The organism is Pseudoalteromonas sp. SG43-4, from assembly GCF_014164325.1.
GTDB lineage: Bacteria > Pseudomonadota > Gammaproteobacteria > Enterobacterales > Alteromonadaceae > Pseudoalteromonas > Pseudoalteromonas distincta.
Genome location: NZ_JACJFB010000009.1, coordinates 162,116 through 187,266, shown reverse-complemented (window position 1 = coordinate 187,266; position 25,151 = coordinate 162,116). Strand labels below are relative to the sequence as shown.

Annotated in this window: 18 protein-coding genes and 1 tRNA gene; 9 read left to right on the top strand and 10 right to left on the bottom strand. The window is 39.6% G+C overall.

What is annotated here, in order from left to right; genetic code table 11:
* Positions 1 to 6,111 (bottom strand): Ig-like domain-containing protein (locus H5160_RS11185; protein ID WP_182737460.1); only part of this gene is annotated, 6,111 nt, incomplete at its 3' end.
* 240 nt (positions 6,112 to 6,351) lie between these two features.
* Between H5160_RS11185 and H5160_RS11180 the strand changes: the two genes are divergently transcribed.
* The 4 genes from H5160_RS11180 (at position 6,352) to H5160_RS11165 (ending at position 12,602) form a co-directional block, all read left to right on the top strand.
* Complete coding sequence (locus H5160_RS11180) at positions 6,352 to 8,328, top strand: TolC family outer membrane protein (protein ID WP_182693282.1); 1,977 nt, start codon at positions 6,352 to 6,354, stop codon at positions 8,326 to 8,328.
* Between the two features lie 107 nt (positions 8,329 to 8,435).
* Positions 8,436 to 10,574 (top strand): type I secretion system permease/ATPase, encoded by a 2,139-nt coding sequence (locus H5160_RS11175; RefSeq protein ID WP_182737458.1) that lies wholly within the window; start codon positions 8,436 to 8,438, stop codon positions 10,572 to 10,574.
* Entirely contained in the window at positions 10,571 to 11,992 is a 1,422-nt protein-coding gene (locus tag H5160_RS11170; RefSeq protein ID WP_182693280.1) for an HlyD family type I secretion periplasmic adaptor subunit, read from the top strand. The genes H5160_RS11175 and H5160_RS11170 overlap by 4 nt, the downstream gene beginning before the upstream one ends.
* A gap of 22 nt (positions 11,993 to 12,014) precedes the next feature.
* Positions 12,015 to 12,602: a response regulator transcription factor gene (locus H5160_RS11165; RefSeq protein WP_182721279.1), complete on the top strand. Its 588-nt coding sequence runs from the start codon at positions 12,015 to 12,017 to the stop codon at positions 12,600 to 12,602.
* A 22-nt stretch (positions 12,603 to 12,624) separates the two neighbouring features.
* Here H5160_RS11165 and H5160_RS11160 read toward each other — a convergent pair whose 3' ends face one another.
* From H5160_RS11160 to H5160_RS11150, 3 genes are all read right to left on the bottom strand, one after another.
* Positions 12,625 to 14,580, bottom strand: a complete 1,956-nt coding sequence (locus H5160_RS11160) for a LapD/MoxY N-terminal periplasmic domain-containing protein (RefSeq protein ID WP_182721280.1) — start codon at positions 14,578 to 14,580, stop codon at positions 12,625 to 12,627.
* Positions 14,580 to 15,287 carry a transglutaminase-like cysteine peptidase gene (locus H5160_RS11155; protein WP_182692702.1) on the bottom strand — a complete coding sequence of 236 codons (708 nt, stop codon included), beginning with the start codon at positions 15,285 to 15,287 and terminating at the stop codon, positions 14,580 to 14,582. The genes H5160_RS11160 and H5160_RS11155 overlap by 1 nt, the downstream gene beginning before the upstream one ends.
* 129 nt (positions 15,288 to 15,416) lie before the next feature.
* On the bottom strand, positions 15,417 to 15,875 hold the full coding sequence (locus tag H5160_RS11150) for an LPP20 family lipoprotein (protein WP_024593173.1): 459 nt from the start codon (positions 15,873 to 15,875) through the stop codon (positions 15,417 to 15,419).
* Positions 15,876 to 16,015: 140 nt separating this feature from the next.
* Between H5160_RS11150 and H5160_RS11145 the strand changes: the two genes are divergently transcribed.
* Entirely contained in the window at positions 16,016 to 17,209 is a 1,194-nt protein-coding gene (locus H5160_RS11145; RefSeq protein ID WP_182692704.1) for a flagellar assembly protein FlgT, read from the top strand.
* Here H5160_RS11145 and H5160_RS11140 read toward each other — a convergent pair.
* A complete protein-coding gene (locus H5160_RS11140) occupies positions 17,193 to 18,095 on the bottom strand; it encodes a LysR substrate-binding domain-containing protein (protein WP_182711533.1) in 903 nt (300 codons plus the stop codon). The genes H5160_RS11145 and H5160_RS11140 overlap by 17 nt on opposite strands.
* Before the next feature lie 113 nt (positions 18,096 to 18,208).
* Between H5160_RS11140 and H5160_RS11135 the strand changes: the two genes are divergently transcribed.
* The 4 genes from H5160_RS11135 to H5160_RS11120 all read left to right on the top strand — a co-directional run bounded on the left by H5160_RS11135 (position 18,209) and on the right by H5160_RS11120 (position 22,259).
* Positions 18,209 to 18,937: a glutathione peroxidase gene (locus tag H5160_RS11135; RefSeq protein ID WP_182692706.1), complete on the top strand. Its 729-nt coding sequence runs from the start codon at positions 18,209 to 18,211 to the stop codon at positions 18,935 to 18,937.
* An 81-nt stretch (positions 18,938 to 19,018) separates the two neighbouring features.
* Entirely contained in the window at positions 19,019 to 20,467 is a 1,449-nt protein-coding gene (locus tag H5160_RS11130; protein WP_182732729.1) for a dihydrolipoyl dehydrogenase, read from the top strand.
* A gap of 145 nt (positions 20,468 to 20,612) precedes the next feature.
* Complete coding sequence (locus H5160_RS11125; protein ID WP_182737456.1) at positions 20,613 to 21,545, top strand: exopolyphosphatase; 933 nt, start codon at positions 20,613 to 20,615, stop codon at positions 21,543 to 21,545.
* A gap of 120 nt (positions 21,546 to 21,665) precedes the next feature.
* The gene (locus tag H5160_RS11120) at positions 21,666 to 22,259 is read left to right on the top strand and encodes a DUF4303 domain-containing protein (protein ID WP_024598731.1); all 594 of its coding nucleotides are present in this window, start codon (positions 21,666 to 21,668) and stop codon (positions 22,257 to 22,259) included.
* Between the two features lie 77 nt (positions 22,260 to 22,336).
* Here H5160_RS11120 and H5160_RS11115 read toward each other — a convergent pair.
* From H5160_RS11115 to H5160_RS11095, 5 genes are all read right to left on the bottom strand, one after another.
* Positions 22,337 to 22,411, bottom strand: a tRNA-Arg gene (locus tag H5160_RS11115).
* A 72-nt stretch (positions 22,412 to 22,483) separates the two neighbouring features.
* Entirely contained in the window at positions 22,484 to 23,152 is a 669-nt protein-coding gene (locus H5160_RS11110; RefSeq protein WP_182737454.1) for a FlgO family outer membrane protein, read from the bottom strand.
* Positions 23,153 to 23,159: 7 nt separating this feature from the next.
* Positions 23,160 to 23,852: a FlgO family outer membrane protein gene (locus tag H5160_RS11105; protein ID WP_182737453.1), complete on the bottom strand. Its 693-nt coding sequence runs from the start codon at positions 23,850 to 23,852 to the stop codon at positions 23,160 to 23,162.
* Positions 23,853 to 23,865: 13 nt separating this feature from the next.
* Positions 23,866 to 24,459: a FlgO family outer membrane protein gene (locus tag H5160_RS11100; RefSeq protein WP_182737451.1), complete on the bottom strand. Its 594-nt coding sequence runs from the start codon at positions 24,457 to 24,459 to the stop codon at positions 23,866 to 23,868.
* A 56-nt stretch (positions 24,460 to 24,515) separates the two neighbouring features.
* Positions 24,516 to 25,145 carry an SPOR domain-containing protein gene (locus H5160_RS11095; RefSeq protein WP_182737449.1) on the bottom strand — a complete coding sequence of 210 codons (630 nt, stop codon included), beginning with the start codon at positions 25,143 to 25,145 and terminating at the stop codon, positions 24,516 to 24,518.
* Between the last annotated feature and the right edge of the window lie 6 nt (positions 25,146 to 25,151).

The window sequence follows — 25,151 nt, the reverse complement described above, 5'->3', positions numbered from 1 at the left end:
AAAGTCACCTTGTGCAAGGGCACCTGGAATCTCAATGTTCCAGTGGCCATCGCTGCCAACTAGGGTCTCAATGGTTTGCACAGCGCCTGCGCTGTCGGTGATGGTGAGTGTAACAGTGCCACCAACTTCATTACTGGTGCCCTGAAGCTCTGGTGTTAAGTCGCTGACATCGCCTACGTTTTGAATGGTGAGTATTGGCGCTTGCGTGTCTAACGTAATTGTATCTGTAACTGTTGTCGTATTTCCTGCTTCGTCAGATACACTCACTTCGATGGTGTTATCACCTTCATTTAAATCTGTTTGTGGAGTTACTTCCCAGTTACCATTTGTATCTACTGTGGTGGTAAGTGTTTGTTCAACCCCGTTATCATCAGTAATAACAACCGTGATGCTGGTACCAACGTCTGCATCACTAGTGCCTGAAATGGTAGGTGTTGAGTCGTTAGTTACAGTATCAAAGTTTACGGTTAAGCTAGGCCCTGATGTATCTATAATGCCTGTAGCAGTATCTGAAGCACTATTTCCAGCAGCATCAGATACTTCAGCTTCTACAGAATAATCGCCCGAGGCCAACTCTTGGGAAAGTTCAACACTCCAATTACCATCTGCATCTGTTGTTGTGCTAAATGTGCGAACAACCCCTTGAGAATCAGTAACCGTTAAATTTATAACTGTGCCTGCAACTACGTCAGTTGTGTTACCAGAAATAACCGGTGTTGTATCATTACTTGTTTCTAGTTCATTTACTTGTATGGTTGGAGGCGTAATATCAATTACAGCATCAAGCTCTGCATTTGCGCTTCCACCACCTATGTCTGTTACTGTCGCACTAATTAAAATGGTGCCTTCAGCCAAATCGGCTGGCGGAGTAACACTCCAGAGTCCGTTTTCATCAACAACCGTAGTTAAAGTAATTATTCCACCCGCTGAGTCAGTGATCTGAACTTCAACTTGAGAGCCAACTTGTGCATTAAAAGTATCACCATTTATTTGAGGTGTTTGATCGTTAGTTTCGCCAATAACATCAATGGTAATAGTCAATGCGCTTGTATCAATTGTGCCTGAAGCACTTGCTGTGCCTTCATTACCAGCGCCATCGCTAATACTTGCATCTACAGAGTAGGCCCCTTCAGCTAAAGCCGCAGGTACTTCTACTGTCCAACTTCCGTCTGCAATTACTTGTGCTGAAATTGTTTGTACTGCACCATTAGCATCGGTCACTGTTAAAGTTATGGTTGAACCAGCAGGCTCCCCGCTAACCGTGCCTGAAATGGTCGGTGTTGTATCACTCGTATCGCCTAGTGCATTAATAGTAACTATTGGCGCTGTGGTATCAACTTCTCCCGTTGTTGTGGCTGTGGTTTCATTACCTGCGTTATCGGTAACCGATACTTCAACAGTAAATTCACCTTCACTTAATTCGTTCGGTACATCAACACTAAAGGTGCCATCGGCTTGTACTTCTGTGGTAATAGTTTGTGGATTACCTGCTTCATCAGTAACTGTAATAGTAACAACCGTGCCCTCTGGCTCACCGGTTGCGGTGCCTGAAATAGTTGGGGTGGTGTTGTTAGTATCACCTACTGGGTCAATAATAACTGTTGGCGCGGCAGTATCGACTTCGCCTGTTGTTGTTGCGGTAGTTTCATTACCTGCAGTATCGGTAACTGATACTTCAACAGTAAATTCGCCTTCACTTAATTCGTTAGGTACATCAACACTAAAGGTGCCATCGGCTTGCACTTCTGTGGTTATAGTTTGTGGATTACCAGCTTCATCAGTTACTGTAATAGTAACAACCGTGCCCTCTGGCTCACCCGTCGCGGTGCCTGAAATAGTTGGGGTGGTGTTGTTAGTATCACCTACTGGATCAATAATAACTGTTGGCGCGGCAGTATCAACTTCGCCTGTTGTTGTTGCGGTAGTTTCATTACCTGCTGTATCGGTAACCGATACTTCAACCGTAAACTCACCCTCACTTAATTCATTTGGTACATCAACACTAAAAGTGCCATCGGCTTGTACTTCAGTGGTGATTATTTGTGGGTTACCAGCGTCATCAGTTACTGTAATAGTAACAACCGTGCCCTCCGGCTCCCCCGTTGCGGTGCCTGAAATAGTTGGTGTGGTGTCGTTAGTATCACCTACGGGGTCAATAATAACTGTTGGCGCAGCAGTATCAACTTCGCCTGTTGTTGTTGCGGTAGTTTCATTACCTGCTGTATCGGTAACCGATACTTCAACAGTAAATTCACCTTCACTTAATTCATTTGGAACATCAACACTAAATGTGCCATCGGCTTGTACTTCTGTGGTTATGCTTTGTGGGTTACCTGCTTCATCCGTAACTATAATAGTAACAACCGTGCCTTCTGGTTCGCCCGTTGCGGTGCCTGAAATAGTTGGTGTTGTATCGTTACTATCCGCCAGTGCATCAATCGTAATATTTGGTGCGGTATTATCAATAGTTCCCTGTGCAGAAGCTTCACTTTGGTTACCTGCTTCATCACTAACGATGGCATTAACACTAAAGTCACCTTCAACTAACTCATTAGTATCGGCTGTCCAGCTACCATCAGCTAGCGTTTGTGTTGTAATTGTTTGTGTATTACCACCAGCATCTGTAACGATTAACGTAACAGTTGTTCCGGCTGGTACATTTTGTACAGAACCTGAAATTGTTGGAGTAGTATCGGCGCTATCTGGGATTGTATTAATTGCTATAATTGGAGCTGATAAATCAATTGTTCCACTAACAGTATCGCTTGCTTCATTACCCGCAGCGTCTGTTACTGTTGCTGTAATTGTAAAATCGCCTTCAGCAACCGCTTGAGTTGCACCTACTTGCCAAGTTCCATCTTCTGACACAACCGCCGTCAATGTTTGAGACTCACCATTTGCATCAGTAACTAAAACACTAACAAGGCTACCCGGTGCTACATCACTTGTTGTTCCGCTAAATGTAGGCGTTGTATCGTTTGAATCAGCAAAGTCATTTATTGCAACTAAAGGAGGGGTGGTATCAACTGTGCCTAATTGTGAATCTTGAGCTGCGTTACCTGCATTATCAGATACATTAGCAGTTACGGTAAAATCCCCCTCGCTTAAAGCAGTTGGAACCTCAATACTCCAAGTACCATCCGCACTTATAGTAGTAACTAACTGTTGCTCAGCCCCTAGATTATCAGTAACAGTTAAAGTCACTTCACTGCCCGATGCTAATCCTTGGGTAGAGCCTGTAAGAGTAGGTGTTGTATCGTTTGTATCTGCGATATTGTTAATAGTCACACTTGGTGCGGTTAAATCAACCGTACCTGTAACAGTTGCCGTACTGCTATTGCCTGCAGTGTCGCTAACACTCGCTGTTACTGTGAAATCTCCTTCACTGAGATCTGCAATAATATCCGCTGTATATGTACCATCTGTATTTGTAGTTGTTGTAAGTGTTTGTTCATTACCTTCACTGTCAGTTATTACTAATGTAACTTCGGTCCCTGCAGGTACATCAATTACATTACCGCTTACAGATGGGGTTACATCATTCGTATCCTCAATAGGATTAATCGTGATTGCAGGATCTGTTAAATCAATTTCTCCAGTTTCACTTGCAGAAGCTGTATTACCCGCAGCATCAGTTACAGTTGCAACCACACTAAACTGGCCTTCAACTAATTCATTACTTGCCTCAACTGACCAGCTTCCGTCAGCACCAGTAACTACTTGCACGGTTTCTGCTACGCCATCGCTTCCTGTAAATGTAACGGTTACTACCGCACCAGGTTCTACGTCTTGTGTAGAGCCGCTAATTGTTGGTGTTGTATCGTTAGTATCAATAATAAAATTAATACTTACAGTTAAATCAACATTACCTACTGCACTTGCTTGCGCTTCATTACCCGAGTCATCTATAACAGCAGCAACTACTGTAAAGTCGCCCTCCGGTAGAGGAGTTGTTACTTGTGCAGTCCACGAACCATCTTCTTGCGTCACTGCAAGTAATGTAAATGTGCTGCCATCGCTTGCCGTAATAGTTAAAGTAATGGTTGTACCTGCAGGCACATTACCGGTGTTACCACTTAAAAATGGAGTGGTATCGTTAGTATTAGCAATTGCATCGATTTGAATTGAAATAGGAGCAAACGTTATTTCGCCGTTTGTTTGCGCAGATGCCTCATTACCCGCAGCATCGGTTACTGACGCAGTTGCGGTAAATTCACCACCTGGCAAGATTTCACTAGCATCAACACTCCATGTGCCATCTTCATTTAATAAAGTAGTTAAAGTTTGTACGTTACCGTTTATATCGGTTACTAATACTGTAATTACAGAGCCCGCTGGAGCGTCTTCTACCCTACCTACAAATGTTGGTGTAGTATCGTTAGTATCAGCAATTGCAGTAACGGTAATATCAGGGTTTGTTAAATCAACAACACCTTGGTTATTTGCTTGGGCTTGATTACCTGCAGCATCACTTACACTTGCATCAACCTCAAACTGCCCTTCAGCCAATGGCGTAGTTACGTCGATAGACCAATCCCCATCAGCGTTAGTTTGGGTTAATAATGTTTGAGTTTGACCATCAAAATCGGTAATAACCACACTAATAATAGAGCCTGCAGGTACATCTTGCGCGTTACCTGTAATCGTTGGCGTGGTGTCTTGAGTGTCGTTAATATTATTAATTTGTACCGAAGGCGCCGTTAAATCAATTACTCCTGAATCACTTGCTAATGCTAAGTTTCCTACACTGTCGCTTACTTGTGCATCAACAGTAAAATCACCTTCAGGTAAAGGAGTCCCTACTTCTACACTCCAGCTTCCATCGGCTTGGGTAACTGCAGTTAATGTTTGTATTTGTCCTGCACTATCTGTAACAGTAATTGTTACTTGAGTGCCCTCAGGAACACCATTTGTTGTTCCAACAAGTGGTGGTGTTGAGTTATTTGTTTCATCAGTTACATTTACGGTGATTACCGGAGCAGTTAAATCTACATTCGCTAAAGCTTGGTCTATAGCTTGATTTCCAGCTGCATCAATCGCAACAGCGCTTACGTTAAACTCCCCTTCAGATAAAGGTGAGGTGGTAGTAATTACCCAATTTCCTTGAGCATCAACCTGAGTAACTATTGTTTGTACCGTACCTGCACTATCCGTTAACGTGACTGATACATTATCCCCAGTATTCAAACCAGATACTGTCCCTGTCACTGTCACTGTTTGCGAAGCAGAATCGGCAACAGGATCAATAGCAATAAGTGGAGGTGTTGTATCAACCTCAATTGAAATAGTGTCGTTTATAGGATTACCAACAGGATCCGTCGCTTCAACAACAACCGTTACAGGGCCATCAGCAATTGGTGTTGGTAGGGTTATTTCAAAGGTACCATCAGGGCCAATTACAACACTAACTACTTGAGAGTTTCCATCAACATCAGTTACCGTTACATTAACCGTTTCGCCGATTAAGTTTTCGCTCGTACCGGTGATTGTAGGTTGTGATGAGTTAGTAATACCTAGCTCATTAAGTGAAATAGATGCAGTAGTTGAATCAGGCACAATACCGTCAGAGGTATCTCTTAAATTAAAAGCTTCAGTAGCGCCTTGCTCAAAAGATGAATCAAAAGTAACACTACTAGGATCAACACTTTCAGAAATTCGGGTTAGCTGTACAAACGAACTGCCTCCATCTGCACCCGCAGCGTTACCCCCACCAGCGGCTGTTGCCTCTAAATTATCTAGAATGTCCCCATCACCTTCTAACGCATCTAAAAAATCTGTTACATCAGAATTAGCCGCTGTTGATGGGTCTTGCTCTGCCCCTAAATCTAAGCTTGCAATTGCTTCATCTAAACTTTCATCAAAAACAGTTGTTTCGCTAGAATCTCTGGCTTCTTTCGCTAATAAGTCTGGTGTTATTTTTACCTTTTGATTTGCGGGTATAGATAAGGTTTCACCTTGCACATCAATTTGTAAAGACGATTTAATAGCAGTAACAACTAAATCACCCACGGTGATAATGTCACCAACATTTAATGCTCTTATTGACCCATCATCCAGCACCACACCTGCCGAACCTTGAATATCAATAACTACCAGTTGATTTGCTTCCATTTTGGTACCCTCAAACTTTTTAAAATAACAATCTAATAAGTTAAAGGTAGGACAAAAAAGCCACATAGATACTGTACTCAAGTACAGGTTTAAAAGAAAAATTCAAAAAATAAAAAATCAACAAGAAAGTGGTAGAAAATTTTTTTTATGCTAACCAAAACGATTACTTGCAAAAATAGTATTCCTTTACTAAATACTTAAGGGAGTATTTACGGTCTTAACAGGATCTAAGAGGAAGAAATGATTACAAAAAACACTTTTAAGAAACATCAAGAGACTATGTTAATCGGACTAACGATTACAGCCGCAACTCTACTAAACTATGTGCATGCAAATGAACAATCAGCAATGCCACTTACCTATGTCTCAAGTAAAGCGATTGAAAACAATCCTGAAGTACAAGAAGCATGGCATGCTTTTAAATCTTCGATTTATGGAGTAGATGCTGCCCGCTCAGGTTATTTACCAAGTGTTGATGTATCAGCAAGCGCGGGCTATGAAAGAAGAAATTACGGTGTTGAAGAGGAATATAACCGTAATACAGCCGAGTTAAGTGTTACTCAAATGCTTTACGACGGTTTTAGAACCTCGAATACTGTTGATCGCTTTAAACGCATTCAACTCATTAGGTACTTTGAGCTTATTTCTCAAACAGAACAAACAGCACTTGAAGCCTCAATAGCCCTGCTCGACGTACAAAAATTCAAAGAGTTAGTACAACTTGCAGAAGCAAATTTACAAGAGCACGAGTCTGTATATCAACAAATAGAACAAAGTGTAGGAGCTGGTGTAGCGCGCGCTGCCGATCTAGAACAAATTAGTGGGCGCTTATCTTTAGCACAATCTAACGTATTAACGGAGTACTCAAATTTACATGATGTAAGCGCTCGCTACTTAAGGGTTGTAGGAGAGCTTCCTATGAACGATATAAAGCAAGCTGACCTTGATGAAAAAAATATACCAATTTCAGTTAATCAAGCGCTAGACGTCGCTTACAAAAATAGCCCTTCATTTTACGCCTCTTTGTATAATATTGAAGCACAAAAAGCGAACGCAAAAGCACAAAAAGCAGCGTTTCATCCTAACGTAGATTTATCTGCCCGCTACGGTAGCCAAGATAGAGATGAACTTGGTCAAAATGAAACCAGAACAGAAGCGCGAGTCGGCATCGATATTAGCTATAATTTATATAATGGTGGTCTTGATAATGCCAATTTAGAACAAGCCTATCAGGATATAAACATTGCAAAATATCAACGCGATCAGTCTTGTATTGATATTCGTCAGAGTCTGCAAATTGCTTATTACAACGTCACTATATTAGAGCAAAAGTTACCGGCGCTTGATCAACACCGCGAATCATCAACTAAAGTTAAAATTGCATATAAGGATCAATTCGATATAGGCCAACGAACTCTACTAGACGTACTTGATGCCGAAAACGAGTCATTTCAATCAACACGTTCATACATAGTGGCGCTTTACGACCGTCAATCAGCTATTTTAACTATGCTAAAAGAAATGGGGAAATTACTGCCAGCACTTAACGTGATGTCAGATAAATACCCTACATTAAAAGAGCTAACTGACGACCCTATTGTTCATAACGCACAAAATATCTGTCCGAGTTACGATGTAGCAACCACTTTTAGCCGCAAGGCATTTCTTCAAAAAAAAGCTAAGCAAGATAATGCATACATGAGTGTAACGGCTATGCCAAGGTACTTAGATATACCGCTGGAAACCGACACGACAGCAAGCAGCTTTACCGATGATGATGGTGACGGCGTACCAAATGAGCAAGACACTTGCCCAAGCACACCTTTGAGTACAAATGTAGATTTATCTGGTTGCACAATTTATAGCGCATCAACCTCGAATATAGAAATTGGTATTCCTTTTTCTGCTGACTCAAGCGATGTAAGGTCTCAATATATTCAAGAAATTAGTCGGCTTGCAGATTTTTTAAAAGAGAACCCAACTAAACAGGTTGAAATACAAGGTCATGCCTCTTTAGATGGAGACCGTAAATATAACCGTAAACTATCAGAAAAACGTGCGTTTGCCGTAGCTGAAATTCTGATTAAGCAATTCGATGTAGAACCTAAACGTGTTAAATCGTTCGGGTATGGCATCGATCAACCACGTGTAAACGAAATATCAGTAAGAGCAAATGCTGCGAATCGACGTATCGAAGCTGTAATTACTGATACCTAAGACAATTAACGTTATGTAAATAACCTAAACTCGGCATGAAATATTTAAGTCGAGTTTAGGTTTACTAGTAACAATCCTATGCAGTTCTACATAACATTGGATGGTGTATGGAATTAAACGATGTACTTGATCATGGTGGCATCCTCGTTGACTGCCTAGAAGTTTTATGTCGTCATCATGGTAAAGAGTTTTCAAGAGAAGCACTATTAAATGGACTTCCTCTAACTGATGGAAATCTTACTCCATCAGGTTTTTCGCGCGCAGCAAAGCGCATTGGCTTTAAATCAAAAGTAGTTAATAAGCCACTACAAAAAATTAATACAGCACTGCTACCTGCCATCTTAATTTTAAAAGATAACCAAGCCTGTGTTATTAATTCTATTGATTACGATAAACAGTTGGTGAGTGTAATTTACCCAGAACTTACAGAATCAGTTATCGAACAAAGCATTGATGAGTTAGCTGCTAACAGTGTAGGTTTAGTTATTTATGCTCAACCAGAGTTTGCATTTGATGAGCGAACACCTGTACTTGAAAAACTATCAAAAGATGGATGGTTTTGGGGAGTAATTAAAGAATGCCGCTCACTTTATAAAGACGTAATTATTTCGGCTGTTGCTTTGGGCTTTTTGTCGGTTGCTATGCCTTTATTTGTAATGAACGTATATGACCGCGTAGTGCCCAACCACGCAACAGAAACCTTATGGGTACTTGCCATTGGCATTTTAATAGCACTCACTGCTGACTTTGTTTTGCGCTTAGTAAGAGGCTACTTTGTAGAGCTTGCTGCCAGTAGAATAGATGTCAAAGTATCGGCTGTAATAATGGAGCGGGTATTAGGTATGAAACTAAAAAACCGCCCATCGTCCGCAGGCTCCTTTGCTAGCAACATTCAATCATTTGAAGCTGTACGTAACTTTTTTAGCTCCATAACACTTGTCGCATTAGTAGACTTGCCATTCGTAGTTTTGTATTTAATTGTTATTGCCATTATTGGCGTACCTCTAAGTTTACCTATTATCGCGGGCGCACTTATATTATTAGCTTACGCTATAGCCGCACACCGCAAACTTGAGGCTCTTTCAGAACAAACAATGAAAGCAAGCTCAATGCGAAATGCAGTATTAGTCGAAAGCTTAACCAATATTGAAGATGTAAAGAGCTTTCACTCAGAGTGTAAAACACAGTCTGTATGGGAAAAGTCGACCATTTACATTGCACAAGTAAACGCACATAGCCGACTCGTTTCTAGCTCTATATCAAATACAGCATCATGGATACAGCAATGCGTAGGCGTAATAATAATGATAATAGGCGTACACCTCGTTATTGAAGGTGAGCTAACTCAAGGCGGGTTAATTGCAGCCTACCTATTATCGTCTCGTGCTATGGGCCCAATCGGGCAGTCGGCCGCTGTTTTAGCACAATATCATCATGCCGCAATAGCAATGCAATCACTGAACGAGATTATGGAAAAAGAGGTCGAGCGTCCACCTGGTAAGCATTGGTTAAGCCACCCTATTTTAAAGGGCGATATAGAATTTAAAGATGTATGTTTTAAATACTCTGACGAATCTCATAATGCGCTCAACGGCGTTAGTTTTAAAATTAAAGCCGGTGAAAAAGTCGCCATTTTAGGACGTAATGGCTCAGGTAAAAGTACATTAGAAAAGCTTATTTTAGGACTATACGAACCCTGTTCAGGATCAATTTTGATGGACAATAATGATATACATCAAATTGACCCAGCTGAGCTTCGTCATAATATTGGCTACCTACCACAAACCGTTGCCCTGTTTTATGGAACCTTGAAAGACAACCTCACCATGAGTGCTTGGCATGCCAAAGACGAGCAAATTATTGAAGCCTGTGAGCGAAGCCAATTATTTGATTTAATTAATTCGCACCCAGACGGATTTGATTTACAAGTAGGCGAGCAAGGTCGTCAATTATCAGGTGGCCAGCGCCAAGCTGTAGGTATGGCAAGAGCCATAATTAACGACCCTCCAATACTATTACTAGATGAGCCAACATCATCACTAGATCATAATAGTGAAAGTAAAATTATTAATAATTTAAAGGGTTATTCTAAAGATAAAACCTTAATCGTGGTGACTCACCGCTCATCATTACTTGAGCTTGTTGAACGAATTATAGTTTTAGATAACGGAAAAGTAGTTGCTGATGGACCAAAACAAAAAGTAATTGCAGCGTTAAATAATAAGACAGTGGAGCAAGCCTCATGAGTGACAATAAAAAACCACTTGAACAGCGCTCCTTTGAATCTGTTAGCAGAGCAATAGAAGCAAGAAAACAAGGCAAGCCATCAATATTTAATAAACTATTTAAAGGATGGATTTCTCCGCCTAATAGCCAAGACTGGGTAGTCGATGCGCAGTGGGAAAAAATGCAACAGGAGCCAGCAAGCGCTAGGTTATTGCTCTATTTAATTTGTTTAACGTTTATATGTCTTATTGTGTGGTCTGGTTTTGCTAATTTAGATGAAGTTGCTCGTGGTGAGGGGCGAGTTATTCCCTCCAATAAATTACAACTTATTCAATCTTATGATGGTGGTATGGTCGAAAAAATAAATGTAAAAGAGGGGCAAATAGTAAATGAGGGTGATGTACTCATTAAAATAGACCCTACCCGCTTTATTTCTAGCTTTAGAGAAAACCAATCCAAAGTTGAGTCGTTAAGCGCAAAAGTAGCGAGACTCAGAGCACTCACTCAAAAAAAGGAGCTCGTATTTAGTGAGTCTGTTATTAAAAATGCGCCTAGAGTTGTGCAACATGAACGTTCTCTTTATTTGAGTAACAGCCAAGAATTAGAGCAACAAGTAAGTATTCACAAACGCCAACTAGAGCAGCGACACCAAGATTACATTGAAGCCAAAGCGGCACTTGAGCAGCATACGAGCGCGCTGCGCTTAACAAACAGAGAGCTCTCTGTTACTCGCCCATTGTTACGCACGGGCGCTATCTCAGATATAGATATTATTCGTTTAGAGCGACAAATAGTTGATCTAAACGGCGAGATAAACAGAACCAAGGCAGTTATAAATAGGAGCCTTTCGGCCATTAACGAAGCTAAAAATAAAGTAACCGAAGTTGAACTCGTTATGATTAACCGTTGGAACAATGAACTATCCGAAGCGCTACTTCGACTAGATTCAATTAAAGAAACTGAATCTGGCTTGGCCGATAAAGTAACACAAACCGAAATACGTTCTCCTGTTAAAGGCACTGTACAGCGATTATTAGTTAATACTGTTGGCGGTATTTTACAGCCCGGTAGCGATGTTATGGAAATTGTCCCGCTTGACGATCAACTTGTAGTAGAGGCAAAAATTCCTCCTAAAGACATTGCATTTTTACGCCCTGGGCAATCTGCGATGATAAAATTTAGTGCCTACGACTTTGCCGTATATGGAGGCCTTGAGGCAGAGGTTTTACATATTAGCGCCGATACCATTACAGATGATCGTGAGAATACCTTTTATCTGGTGCAACTAAAAACCACCAAAAATAACTTTTCAAAAGAGCTGACTATTATTCCAGGTATGACCACTCAAGTGGATATTATTACCGGTAAAAAAACCGTACTTGAGTATCTTTTAAAACCAGTTCTTAGAGCTACATCGCAAGCAATGACAGAGCGTTAAGCATTTAATAAATGGAGAAATAATGCGCCAAAGTATTTTTATTACACAGCCTGAATTTGAATCGAAGCACTGGCGTGCAGCGTTTCCTGGTTGTTTAATATGCACAAAAGAACCAAACAGAGTAACGGCATCAAGTATTATTTGGGTTTTAGCCGGTACACCGAACTGGCTTGAGCTCGTTAAAAAGTATTCGCAACAACGTTTACTCGTTATTGTTATGACCAACGAACTAGAAATAAATCAACTAAGGAGTGCGCTTGAAGCAGGAGCTAAAGGATACGTAGAAGCACTCGCCACTAAAGTAATTATTGAACAAGTACTTGAGACTATTTGTTCTGGCGGAATATGGTTACCAGGACAATTACTATCTAATTTAGTGGGAGCTTTATCAAATACACCGTTTAAATATGCGAGCACATGCGAGCTTGAGTTACTCACAAAACGAGAACGCCAAGTAGTTGATATTGTTGTAACAGGTGCAACTAATAAGCAAGCTGCAGAATCTTTAAGTATTACGGAGCGTACAATTAAAGAGCATATGAGCTCTATATTTAATAAGCTAAAAGTACGCGACCGCATTCAATTAATGTTAGTTGTAAAGGGGCATTAACCGCACGGTTAATGCCTGTTACTTACTCTTTGATAACCCCATCAAAACCTAAGTTAATAAGTGTATCGAGGTCATCTTGACTTGTTACACCTTGAGCCACCACTTTAATGCCAATTGAATGCGCTAACGTGCACACTCCTCGCAGGAATGTTTGGTTATCTTGGCTGTAACTAATATTGTGGCCGTAAACGCTATCAACCTTAATCATTTCAAGACCAAACTCCTGAATTTTATTAATTTTAGTAAATTCAGGGCCTACACGTTTTAATGCTACTTTAGCGCCCATGCACCGTGCCTGCTCACAAAAATCTTTGAATATCTCAATTTCGCTAACGGCAATACTTTCACGAATATCAAAACAAATTTTAGAGGCTAAATCAGGAAACGCTGACAAGTATGTAAGTATCGAAGCAAGCGCAGCATCATCAAGTAGTGTTTGTGCAGATAATTCAACCGAAATCAGTTCACTTGGTGGTTCAGCGTTGTACTGGGCAACCAACGCCTTGATTAAACCCCAATCTAAACGCGCTAATAACTTTAGTCGATTAGCCCACTGGTAATAATAACTTGCACGATATACTTGCCCACCAAGTTCTAGGCTCAGCCCTAATTGATTTTGCATTAACTGCCCTGAAAAGCTCGTTACTGGAAACGCATTAATTTCGAGTGTTTTGTTATCTAAGGCTTCTTCTATTGCCTTTTGCCAACTTCTTGCATCATCAAATAACTCACTTTTTTGCTTATTGTCGCTTACTTTTGCTTGTACACCGGGTTTATTATCGGCTGATTTTAAAAGTTCATCTGCTCGTTTTAATACATCAAACCGCGTATCATTCTTTTGGATGTAAGTGCAACTATGCGGTATAGCTAATTCAATATTTTTATACTCTTCAATAAAAGATTCATGAAGCCTAACTACTTTTTCACTCAATACCTCAATATCATCAGTATCACTAAACAGTACTGTAAAGTCATTATGTGATATTCGGGCTATGTAGTTTTCTGAGAAGTGTGCTTCATTTGATTCTAAAAACTCGATTAAAACCTGCGAAAAACGACGTAAGAAATTAACCATTTCTACACGGCTAATTTGTTCGCTCATTTTATCTAGGTTTACAACCCGAAATAAAAATAAGGCGCCATGGGCATGATCTTTCGATTTTTGTAAGTGGGCCTCAAGCGTTGCACCAAAGTACTCTCTATTTGCTAAACCAGTTAGCTCATCGTGTTGTGATTTAAATCTAAGCTCTTCTAAACGTTTACTATCTTCTTTAATAATACGACTAAAACGGGTAGATAATTGGTTCATAGATTGCACTAAACGCGCAAACTCAAATGTACGAGGGACGGTGGATTTAATAAAACGTTTTTCACCAAATGCATTAGCCTGATACACAACATCATCTAGCGGTTTTAATATCCTACTTAAAAAGTAAGCACTAACTATACAAGCAAAAAAAGCGACAATTAAAAAACTAAAAAATAGTTTAAGCGCACTTTCCCATAAGGCTTGCTCAGCATATTGACTATGGCTTTCTATAAACAAAGTTCCAAATTGCTGCCAACCATTATTTACTTGCCCAACTCCTGGTTGAACATTTAATCCATACATTGCCCTAAACCACTTAGGAGCCGTCGCTTTAAGCTCATCGGTAAATGTGCGTTTAACAATCACCTCACCATTCGGGTTTTGTAGCTCTATTCGCTTATAGTGACCGGTATCAAATGTGGCTGAAACTAATAATTCAAGCTCAACGGGGTCTTTGTCTAATTGACTGATCATCAACGCAAGTGAGCTGGCGTTATCTACATTTTTTAAGTACAGCTGGGTCGAAAAATAACTTTTAGCCGAATTAGTACTAATTAAAACACTACTTATAAAGCCCACAAAAATAACAATTAATAATGCAATCCATAGCTCTTGCCTGAGTGTTATTTTTCGTTTTTTAAGATACTTAGATAAGGAAAATGATGCCATTACCACATAACTCCTTCTTGGGTTGTCTGCTCCAAAATTTTACGCCAGCGTGAAAGTCTTGCTGTTGGGCTGGCTACACTTTTGGTTGAATTATTAGCCCATAAACCTTGGCTGTTAAAGCTAAAAACAGGGCTTAAATCTACACGTTTTGCAGCAGGTAAAACCTTTGTTATTAAACTGTCTAAAATAAGTGGCTGAGCGTTTGGTGTAGCAAAATAACCTAACACCATATGCGCTTGTGTTTTGTTAGTGCCCGCAATTTTTGCTTTTACATAAATAAGGCGTAACTTGTCGTCGCTCACACCTAACGCTCTTAAGCTTATATATTTTGCTATTGCGTAATCTTCACAATCACCGAGGCCTCTGCCTAATGTTTCTAAAGGGGTTGCCCAATAATCGTTTTGTTTCCAAAGCAAAATATCTGTTTGGTAGCGTAAATTACGCGCAAAAAAATCATTAACAATAAGAATTTGTTGTTGCTCTGGCTTGTTTTGAGTTTGCACCAACATGCTTTGCCAGTTGCGTGCAACCGCCGCTCGCGCAGGCCCGTATTTTTGACCCATGAGCTCTATAAAGGTATTAAATTGAATAGTTAGTCGACTTGCAAGCACACCACTGGAGAGTACAAAAAACAGCAATAGGTAGCGCAAATTGGCTTTGCACCATATAAATAATTGAGGATTTAAATGACTTGGCTTAATCGCCATTTACAGAGCCACTGTTAATATAAGTGGCAATAAAATACATCTGTTGAGCACTACGCAATCTGCTTAAAATTAATCCTAACAACAGCATAGCACTCAATATAGGAGGATGAGATATTTTGAATAACTTTTTTAGTAGTACGTTACTTTTTTAACTTCGCGTGGTTTTACTTCACCTATGTATAAATCGTGCACACGCTTCATATTAAGCTCAAGCTCGGTCACGTAAGTATCATCTACTGCGTAAGTTTTAATTATTTGTGCACCTTTAATAAGCCCCTGCACTTTACTTTCTAAGTAATCGTCTTGAGCAATTGAGCCTTCCACCGTTGTTCCTGCGGTAATTTTTTGCCCATAGACTTGCTCAGTAAGCTCCCGGTAAGCTTCAAGCTTAGAAGCCTTAATGGCCATAAGTTGCTTTTGCGACAAGTTAGCACCTTTTTGCAAGCTAATAGGTGCATACCCTATCGCTTTTAAAACGGGGTAATTATTTGGCTCTACATATTTATATTCAACATGCTTATCAAAAACGCTGCTACAACCACCTAAGGTTAAACACCCAAGTGTAATAAGTAATGAAATTGCTCGCATAGCATTTAGCCCTTGTATAGTAATTAGCAGTACATATGCACGTTTAATGCCATTTATAGCATTACTAATAATTACCAAATAACATTGGTACAGTCCTTGCTCTACCTAGTTAATAGCTAACGTTTAATTGGAGTAAAAGTATGAAGTCGTTTTTATCATTGGCATTTGCAGGATTAAGTGCAACGGCATTATTAACGTTCTCCCCTTTTACTAAAGCACAGTGGTATGAATCAACGGGTCACGCGAACGTCCAAAATGGTGATACAAGCGCGGCTAAATCTGCCGCTATAAAAGATGCGATTACACAGGCGTTAGTATTCTCTGGCGCACGGGTTAGCTCTGTGCAAACGTTGGTAGATGGCGTGTTGATGCAAGATCAGCTAAAAATTAGCAGCCACGGAGAAATTCAAAAAATTGAACTGGTCAGCGAAAATAAATACGACAATAAATTTGCAGTTACATTACGGCTCGATATTTTTTCTCAAACAGAGCAATGCCCACAAAATAGTTTTAATAAGTTTGTGGCCGTTACACAAAGCCAACTTGTTCATCGTGAACACGCCAAAATGGGTCAAATATTTGACGTAAGCAAAGCTATTAGCAAAAATATTTTTACTTCCCTGCAAAAATCAAAAATGAGCGCAGTACCTATTGCTTACTATAATAATGCAATAAGCGTTGATAAGTACTTTTCGCAGCAGCACGACTATTCAAATGCCCAATTAGAAGAAATATCTTCGCGCAGTAACGCCCAATATGTACTGCTTAGCCAAATAACCAGCCTTTCAACTAGCGACAAACTCAATAACGATTATGCATTTTGGCAAGACGAGGCGTACGAGCGCAGTTACAACATTGAATTTGTATTATTTGATGGCACTACCTATGAGCAACTTTGGCAAAATAGTTACCATACTCAAGCAATTTGGCCATTTGAAAAAACAACCATAGTTGACGTTAATAGTGATAGGTTTTGGCAATCGCCTTATGGGCAAAGCATAACCGATATCAACCAAGCAGTAAGTTATGACATTCAAGCAGCCATGGCGTGTTTGCCAACTCAAGGCAAAATAATGCACATGGAAAATAGCAAAATCGTTATTAATTTAGGTAAAGCTCATGGGTTAAAAAAAGGCCAGATGCTAAGCATTGCGCACCATAACTATTTAACCGACGCAGCGGGTAATGTTATGCCACACACCATCACCACGCTTAATAAAATTCGCGTTGAGCAGCTTTATCAGCAAACTGCAGTAGCTGTCAGTATTGATGACAAACCACTACCTGGCGTGCAAATTAACGATGTAGTAGAAATAATCAGCCAAGATCTTTAGTTAATTTAGCTTTTAAATTAGGGTGAGCCGATAACCACTTGCCCAATTGTTCTACACCCGATAAATGCGGATAATGCTTTCTGCATGCAAACACCACATTACGCTGCTGATTAGGGAATATAGGCAAGTAATCAATCCCTACACGGTCGGTACATGCCAGTTTTGGTACAAATGTAATACCGTCATCCATGGCCACTAACGCTAATAATGTTTCTAAACTATTACCTTTATACTGATTAGATATATCGACTCCCGCAGAAAAACAAAACTTTTGGGCTTGATCTTTAAAGCAATGACCATCACTTAACATTAGTAGGCTGCATCCTTGAAGGTCGCTCAACGCCACTTTTTTATGCTTAGAAAGCGCGTTATCTTGTGATACCGCCACTAAAAAATCTTCTTTGTATAAAGCAACCGTATGGTAATTAATAAGCTCTGGCACATCGGCTAAAATAGCAAAGTCGAGTTCGCCATTATTTAAAGCTTCTAAAATTGTTGCTGTTTGCATCTCAATAAATGAAAACTGACTATCAATAAATGCCGCTTTCATTGATGTTAATAACGCAGGCAACAAGTAAGGCGCAATGGTAGGAATAATACCAATAGTTAATTTACCTTGTAGGGGCTCATTAGAAGTAGCAGCAAGTTCTTTGAGTATTTGCGTTTGTTCTAAAATAATCTCTATTTGCGTCAACAAACGTTCACCTTTTGCTGTTAACGTAACTTGTTTAGTTGAGCGGTCAAATAAAGTAACGCCAAGCTCATGTTCGAGTTTTTTTACTTGGCCACTTAATGTAGGCTGACTTACAAAACATGCATTGGCAGCTTTGCGAAAGTGCTTGTATTGCGCTATTGCTTTTACATATTCAAAATCTTTTAAGTTCATATTCAGCTCCGCATGATAGTTTATAACTATCAGTTTAATACAAACAAACGATTGGAACTATATTTAATTGTTCGCCATAATGGCTATCAACAAATCAAGAGGAACAAAAAACTATGTTAAACAATATCGAAGGTCAAACAGTCCCAAGTGTTACATTTGCAACTCGTCAAAATAACGAATGGAAATCAGTAACAACAGATGAAATTTTTAAAGGTAAAACGGTTGTAGTGTTTTCACTACCTGGTGCATTCACACCAACATGTTCATCAACTCACTTACCACGTTACAACGAATTAGCAGGCGTACTTAAGCAAAACGGCGTTGACGAAATTGTATGTTTATCAGTAAACGATACCTTTGTAATGAACGCATGGGCTGAGCATCAAGAAGCGCAAAACATTACTTTATTACCAGACGGCAACGGCGAATTTACTGACGGCATGGGCATGTTAGTAGACAAAAACGATCTAGGCTTTGGTAAGCGCAGCTGGAGATACTCTATGCTTGTTAAAGATGGCGTGGTTGACAAAATGTTCATCGAACCAGATTTACCAGGTGACCCGTTTGAAGTATCTGACGCAGACACAATGCTTGATTACATCAACCCTAAGCAAGCTAAACCAGAACCTGTAAGCATCTTTACTAAACCTGGCTGTCCTTTTTGTAAAAAAGCAAAAGAGCTTCTTGCAGAAAAAGGCTTCGCATATGAAGAGATTGTTATGGGTGCAGGCGCATCACTAACAAGTCTAAAAGCTGTATCTGGTCGTGACACTGTTCCACAAATATTCATTGGTGGTAAGCACATCGGTGGTTCAGACGACTTAGAAAAATACTTTGCTTAATTAAGTAAAAAATAGCAGGGGCGTACGCGCCCCTCTATATCAATCTCATCGCTTAGATTGAAAATAATAAAGGATACCACTATGAAAGAATTGCAAACCGATGTTGTTGTTATAGGCGCTGGCACTGCTGGTTTAAGTGCTTATCGTAATGCTAAACAGTTCACACAAAATGTATTAATGATCGAATCAGGCCCATACGGCACCACATGTGCACGTGTTGGTTGTATGCCAAGCAAGTTATTGATTGCAGCCGCCGAAGCCGCACACGCAATTGAAATGGCACCTGCATTTGGTGTTCATAGCTCAAAGCCTGTCATTGATGGCAAAGCAGTTATGGCACGCGTTAAAAGTGAACGAGATCGTTTTGCAGGGTTCGTAGTAGAAGCCGTAGATGAATTACCAGAGGGTGATAAAATTCGTGGTTACGCTAAATTTTTAGACGCAAACCGCGTACAAATAGACGACCATACAATTATTACAGCAAAACGCTTTGTAATTGCCACCGGTTCACGCCCTTCATACCCTGGCGTATTTAATAACTTTGGTGACAAACTTATTATAAACGACGACGTATTTGATTGGGATGACCTACCAGAATCAGTCGCTGTATTTGGCCCTGGTGTAATAGGTCTTGAAATTGGCCAAGCACTTAGCCGACTAGGCGTAAATGTAAAACTATTTGGTGTAGGCGGCGCAATTGGCCCACTTACAGATCCAGTAGTAAAAGACTACGCAAATACTGTTTTTGCTGAAGAATTTTTTGTAGATACCGACTCAAACGTATCTGACATGATGCAAGTTGGCGACAAAGCACAGCTAACTTACACCGACAAACAAGGTGAAAAACACACCGAACAGTTTGACTACGTACTTGCAGCCACAGGCCGAGTACCTAACGTAGATAAACTAGGCCTTGAAAACACAGGCATTGAACTTGATGAACGCGGCGTACCGCACGCAGACACACATACAATGCAGTGTGGTGAGTCGAACATATTTATAGCAGGCGATGCAAGTAACATGCTCCCATTGTTACACGAAGCATCTGACCAAGGTGCTATTGCAGGTCAAAATGCAGGGCGCTTCCCAGATGTACGTATAGGTCTGCGCAGAGCAAAAATTGCAGCTGTATTTAGCGACCCACAAATAGCAATGGTAGGCGAAAGCTACAAGCAAATTACTGACCGATTAGGCCCATGCGGTTGTTTTGAAGTAGGCGAAGTAAGCTTTGAAAACCAAGGCCGTAGCCGAGTAATGCTTAAAAACAAAGGTCATATGCGTGTATATGCAGAGCAAGGCACAGGCTTATTTTTAGGTGCAGAATTTATTGGCCCACAAGCCGAACACATCGCTCACTTATTAGCTTGGGCTGTACAAAACAAAATGACCGTACCAGAAATGCTTGACATGCCATTTTACCACCCAGTAATTGAAGAAGGGTTACGCACCGCTCTTCGCGACTTAAACGCCAAACTTAAATTTGGCCCAGACATTGTAAATTCATGTATGGAATGTGGCCCAGGCGCATAGCCTATTTGCCACACATACAAACTTGCTAAGCAAAAGCCAAAACTAACGTTTTGGCTTTTTTTTATAATTTTTTTAAGCTAACCTCTCAAAAAAAAATTTAGCTGTTACACTTAATTGATAATTCAATTAAAAAGATGGAATAGCTATGCCCAATAATAAATTTAGACTAGTCACTCGCAGCGATTTTGATGGCTTAGTTTGTGCCGTATTGCTCAAAGACTTAGACCTAATTGACGATATTTTATTTGTTCATCCAAAAGACATGCAAGATGGCAAAATAGACATTACCGAAAACGACATTACGACCAACCTCCCCTACGTTGCAGGCTGTCATATAGCATTCGATCATCACCTTAGCGAAACCGTTCGCAACTCAAGAGACATAAAAAACCATATTATTGACCCAAAAGCCCCATCAGCAGCTCGCGTAGTTTATGACTATTATGGCGGCGCTGAAAAACTTCCAAATATTTCTGTTGAAATGATGGACGCGGTAGACAAAGGCGATGCTGCTCAGTTTTCAAAAGACGAAATATTAAACCCAACCGATTGGGTATTAATGAACTTTATTATGGATGCGCGAACTGGACTTGGCCGTTTTCGCGAGTTTAAAATTTCAAATTACCAATTAATGATGAAACTGATTGATGCGTGTAAAGATCAGAGCATCGAAGAAATCCTGCAAATGGAAGACGTAGCCGAACGTGTTGCTTTATATAACGAGCATAACGAAAAAGCCAAAGAGCAAATTTCTCAATGCGCTACCGTTCATAAAAACTTAGTAGTCCTTGATTTAACTCAGGAAGAAACAATTTACGCCACAAACCGATTTGTTATTTATGCCATGTACCCCGACTGCAATATCTCGATTCATAAAATGTGGGGCCTTAAAAAGCAAAATGTAGTGTATGCCATAGGTAAATCAATAACTAACCGCAGTTCAAACACCAATGTTGGCGAACTGTGCCTTAAATACGGCGGCGGCGGCCATTTAAATGCAGGCACTTGCCAAGTAGAAACAAGTAAAGCAGAAGCTGTTCTTAGTGAATTGATTGATAAAATTACAAGTGATGGTTAATATTAACTTACAATAACCAGAGTTATATAATAGCTCTGGTTATTTCATTTTAGTAGAGTGAGTTTTAATCGCTCTCTTTTTCATATAAATTTCTGTAATAATAAAAGAAATAATGACCTCATGTTAGATACTAAAAACTTCGAAAAAACACTTTACCAAGATACCAAAAAAGCATTTAAAAACATTATACAAAAATACGGTAACGATCTTTATGTAATGGGCTTTTACCACACAGGTAGCTACTCACTACTGCCAATGTTTAATACCTTATCGGATTTAAAAAAAGTATTTGAAGCAGAGTACAACAACGATGTAAGTAGCTTTTACATGGCTAAATGGAATCCAGAAGACTACCCGATGCTTGAGGATTATTCCGAATACTTTGATGAAACAACTCTAGAGTGCCAAAAACTAGAAGACAGCATTGATTTGTTTCAATCAGATATAGAAGCAATGGATAATTGGCATCAATGGCTTACGACAATGGAAAAAGTGCTCATACAATTAGATGCCGAAGGAATATTTTCAAATGGTATCGAACGCGAAAAAATCACTTTAGCAATACTCGCCTATGATGAAGAAGAAAGCATTCAATTTAAAAGAATCAAACGACTTAACCCACCAACTGTTCTAGCACAAATTCAAGCCGACTTTGAAGCCATGGTTTCAGAGCGTGAAAAATGTGAGCAAGAAGCTTTAAACGCCTTTAATTAAAAAGTGCAGCACTACTACATATACGCTATACACAAAGTATAAGGAAGGGAAGTTAAAATATAACTCATTGATTTAATTGGTAGCCCCTGCAAGAATCGAACTTGCAACTGCCCCTTAGGAGGGGGCCGTTATATCCATTTAACTAAGAGGCCACAAATAAGCTGTGTGCTTAGAGGTGTGAATTATAACGGCATCTGGTTTTTTATATCAAGCGACAACTGAACTTAATTACTTGATAAGTATATATCTTCTTTATTTAGTACATAAATTGGGATTAGTTTTCGACTACTCGCGACGATTTTTTTTGTATGCGCGTTAATTACACGTGTATTTACAACAACAGCATCACTGCGATAAATTAATGTACCCGCTAATACATGGCTCGCCATTTGCTCTTCGCTAAGCTTTTCAATATCACGCGAAAAAGCAAAATCACCACGACTATTTACATCTATTGTTTGGGTTGTTTTAAAATCAACCACGCCATAACCAAACTTTTGTAACTGATGAATTAATGTTTCAGAAATTTGATTACCCAATTGATTACTTTTAGTAAGCGATGAATCAAGATCGACCAAGGTAGTAACGGCAATATTAATATTGGTGTCGGTATCACTTTCAAACTCAAGCGTATCAACCAAATCAAGTGCCATTTGCTCTACATAGTTAGCAAGTGTTTTATGGTGCTGAAGTGGTGTAAATTGATTACCGTTAACATCATCTTGAGTTGATTTTTGCTCGGCTATTTTAAGCATGCTTGCTAGGTCATAATTTACTTGTGTGGTTGAAGGCGTATTAATTTCAGCACTTTCACTATTTTGAGTAAAGGCACAACCTGCTAAGTTAGCTAAAGCAAAAAAAACGATAAAGCGGTTAAATAATTTACTATACATAATTATCTCACTTGCTTGCTTGTTTTAACATTATGCCATCAGTGCGATAGCTACTATTAAGCGCATCAACAACCGACTGTGGAATAAACCCTTGTGCAGAACCTACTACGGCCTTACTTTCTAGCCCAACAATACGTGCATTAACAAGTACACCACCTTGATGGTTTACAAGCGTACCGGCAAGTACATATTTAAAGTTTTGATCTTGATTTAGCTCTAAATAGTCGCGACTAAATACAAAGTCGCCTGTTGAGGTAACACGCATATAATCAGTTGTTTTAAAATCAATAACGGGTACACCAAAGCTGTGTAATTCATGCATGAAGCTTTCTGCAATTTGGTTCCCTAGTAAGCTACCATCGTTGTAGTCTTCATCTAAAAAAACAAAACTCGAAACAGCTAACGGTGTTTGTTCACTTACGTACTGTAAGTTTTCAACCATGTCTTGCATTATGCCGCGCACATAATGGTTAATATTTTTGCGCATTGGCGGTGTTGCTTTTGTGTAGTTATCCTGTGGAGCCATTCCTGACTGAAATAAGTTATCATCAGAAACAGGCGCTGCAACGTCGCGTTGGTTACTCACCAGTTGGTTGCTTTGCACATTTTGTGGTGTCGTGGTGTCTGTATTCATTGTGCCTAGTATTTGAGAGCAACCAAAGCCCAGTGGTAAGCATAATGTAATTAATAGGTTTTTCATTTTGTGCTCCAAATTAGTATTCGCTTCGGTATAAAAGTCCGTCACGCTGCTGAATTTTCTCATTGCCCCACATTACATTAATTGGGATCTCGGTACTTCCCGCAGAGAGCACCTGTTTATTTTCTATATTCACAAGCCGTGCATTAACTATGTATGCATGCTGCTGGCGAGTCACTGTTCCTGTGATAACTAAGTCAATATTTTGGCGATTACGTAATTTACTTAAATCGCGACTTAAAATACTGTCTGAGTTTTCTGATAAAGAGAGGTTATTCCCAAGTCTGTATTCAACGGTGTGATAACCCAGTTGAGTAAATTGTGTAAGCAGACTTTCTTGGATCTGCTGACTTAATCCTGAGGCCTGCCCTGTCACCAATTTTGTATCTAGTGCATCTGCATAAAAGAAGCTACTAACGCCAACACGTGCATTAGCATTTAAGGATCCATTTAGGTGGTTAAGTTGCGACGTTAAATTAACTACATAGTCATTAACCGTAAAAGGAGCCATGGCCGCTTTAGGTGCATTTGTAGGCACACTTGGTTCTGGTGGTGGCACCAAGTTACAAGCAGCTAAATTTAAAAACAATAAAGGCAGTAAAAGGCGCATAATTGCCATCCTCTTCAAAACATACTGAGGATAAAGCAATTTGTATGCCGACTTAGCTATTGTGCGGTAAAAGGCTGATCTACGTAATAACTAACTAAACAATTTATATTTTGGCTCTTTAATTTTTGACAGTCAGCCATAGCGTTTTTTTTGTCTATGTATGCGCCTAGCTTTAAGCGGTTATACATTACTCCTTTTACATTTATTGTTTCAACATTCATTACAAAATTATCGCCTAGTAAGTTAGGAAGCTTTTTCTGTAGCTGCCTAAAAGCTAAAGAGAGTTGTTCTTTTTGCGTTATTGAAAGCACTTGTAAAGCAAATTTGGGATTAACTGGTTTTGTTACTTGTATATTCGAGTTATTAATTGTGTTGGTATTAACGATTTCTGCTTTTATTACTGGTGCGTTTTTCTGCTCATTTTCTTTTGCAATTGTATTAAGTTGCGATATTAGTAAACTTAAGTCTTCTTCAATAAGTAATAAACGCGCAAGTTCAGGCCTCATATTTTGCCACTGCTGGGAGCTCATTTTTAGAGCTTCAAGTTCTTGCTTTGTTATTTTTACGTAGCTTTTTTCGTCAGCTATTTCCGTCTGAGTAATACTATTATCAATTGCTTTATTATTCGAACAACCATAACTTAGCAACATTGCACTGATTAAAAATATACATTGAACTCTTTTCATCCTAAT

Excerpts from the sequence above, each read along its gene's own strand:
- H5160_RS11180 (WP_182693282.1), top strand. The coding sequence starts at position 6,352 with ATGATTACAAAAAACACTTTTAAGAAACATCAAGAGACTATGTTAATC.
- H5160_RS11175 (WP_182737458.1), top strand. The coding sequence starts at position 8,436 with ATGGAATTAAACGATGTACTTGATCATGGTGGCATCCTCGTTGACTGC.
- H5160_RS11170 (WP_182693280.1), top strand. The coding sequence starts at position 10,571 with ATGAGTGACAATAAAAAACCACTTGAACAGCGCTCCTTTGAATCTGTT.
- H5160_RS11165 (WP_182721279.1), top strand. The coding sequence starts at position 12,015 with ATGCGCCAAAGTATTTTTATTACACAGCCTGAATTTGAATCGAAGCAC.
- H5160_RS11160 (WP_182721280.1), bottom strand. The coding sequence starts at position 14,580 with ATGGCATCATTTTCCTTATCTAAGTATCTTAAAAAACGAAAAATAACA.
- H5160_RS11155 (WP_182692702.1), bottom strand. The coding sequence starts at position 15,287 with ATGGCGATTAAGCCAAGTCATTTAAATCCTCAATTATTTATATGGTGC.
- H5160_RS11150 (WP_024593173.1), bottom strand. The coding sequence starts at position 15,875 with ATGCGAGCAATTTCATTACTTATTACACTTGGGTGTTTAACCTTAGGT.
- H5160_RS11145 (WP_182692704.1), top strand. The coding sequence starts at position 16,016 with ATGAAGTCGTTTTTATCATTGGCATTTGCAGGATTAAGTGCAACGGCA.
- H5160_RS11140 (WP_182711533.1), bottom strand. The coding sequence starts at position 18,095 with ATGAACTTAAAAGATTTTGAATATGTAAAAGCAATAGCGCAATACAAG.
- H5160_RS11135 (WP_182692706.1), top strand. The coding sequence starts at position 18,209 with ATGTTAAACAATATCGAAGGTCAAACAGTCCCAAGTGTTACATTTGCA.
- H5160_RS11130 (WP_182732729.1), top strand. The coding sequence starts at position 19,019 with ATGAAAGAATTGCAAACCGATGTTGTTGTTATAGGCGCTGGCACTGCT.
- H5160_RS11125 (WP_182737456.1), top strand. The coding sequence starts at position 20,613 with ATGCCCAATAATAAATTTAGACTAGTCACTCGCAGCGATTTTGATGGC.
- H5160_RS11120 (WP_024598731.1), top strand. The coding sequence starts at position 21,666 with ATGTTAGATACTAAAAACTTCGAAAAAACACTTTACCAAGATACCAAA.
- H5160_RS11110 (WP_182737454.1), bottom strand. The coding sequence starts at position 23,152 with ATGTATAGTAAATTATTTAACCGCTTTATCGTTTTTTTTGCTTTAGCT.
- H5160_RS11105 (WP_182737453.1), bottom strand. The coding sequence starts at position 23,852 with ATGAAAAACCTATTAATTACATTATGCTTACCACTGGGCTTTGGTTGC.
- H5160_RS11100 (WP_182737451.1), bottom strand. The coding sequence starts at position 24,459 with ATGCGCCTTTTACTGCCTTTATTGTTTTTAAATTTAGCTGCTTGTAAC.
- H5160_RS11095 (WP_182737449.1), bottom strand. The coding sequence starts at position 25,145 with ATGAAAAGAGTTCAATGTATATTTTTAATCAGTGCAATGTTGCTAAGT.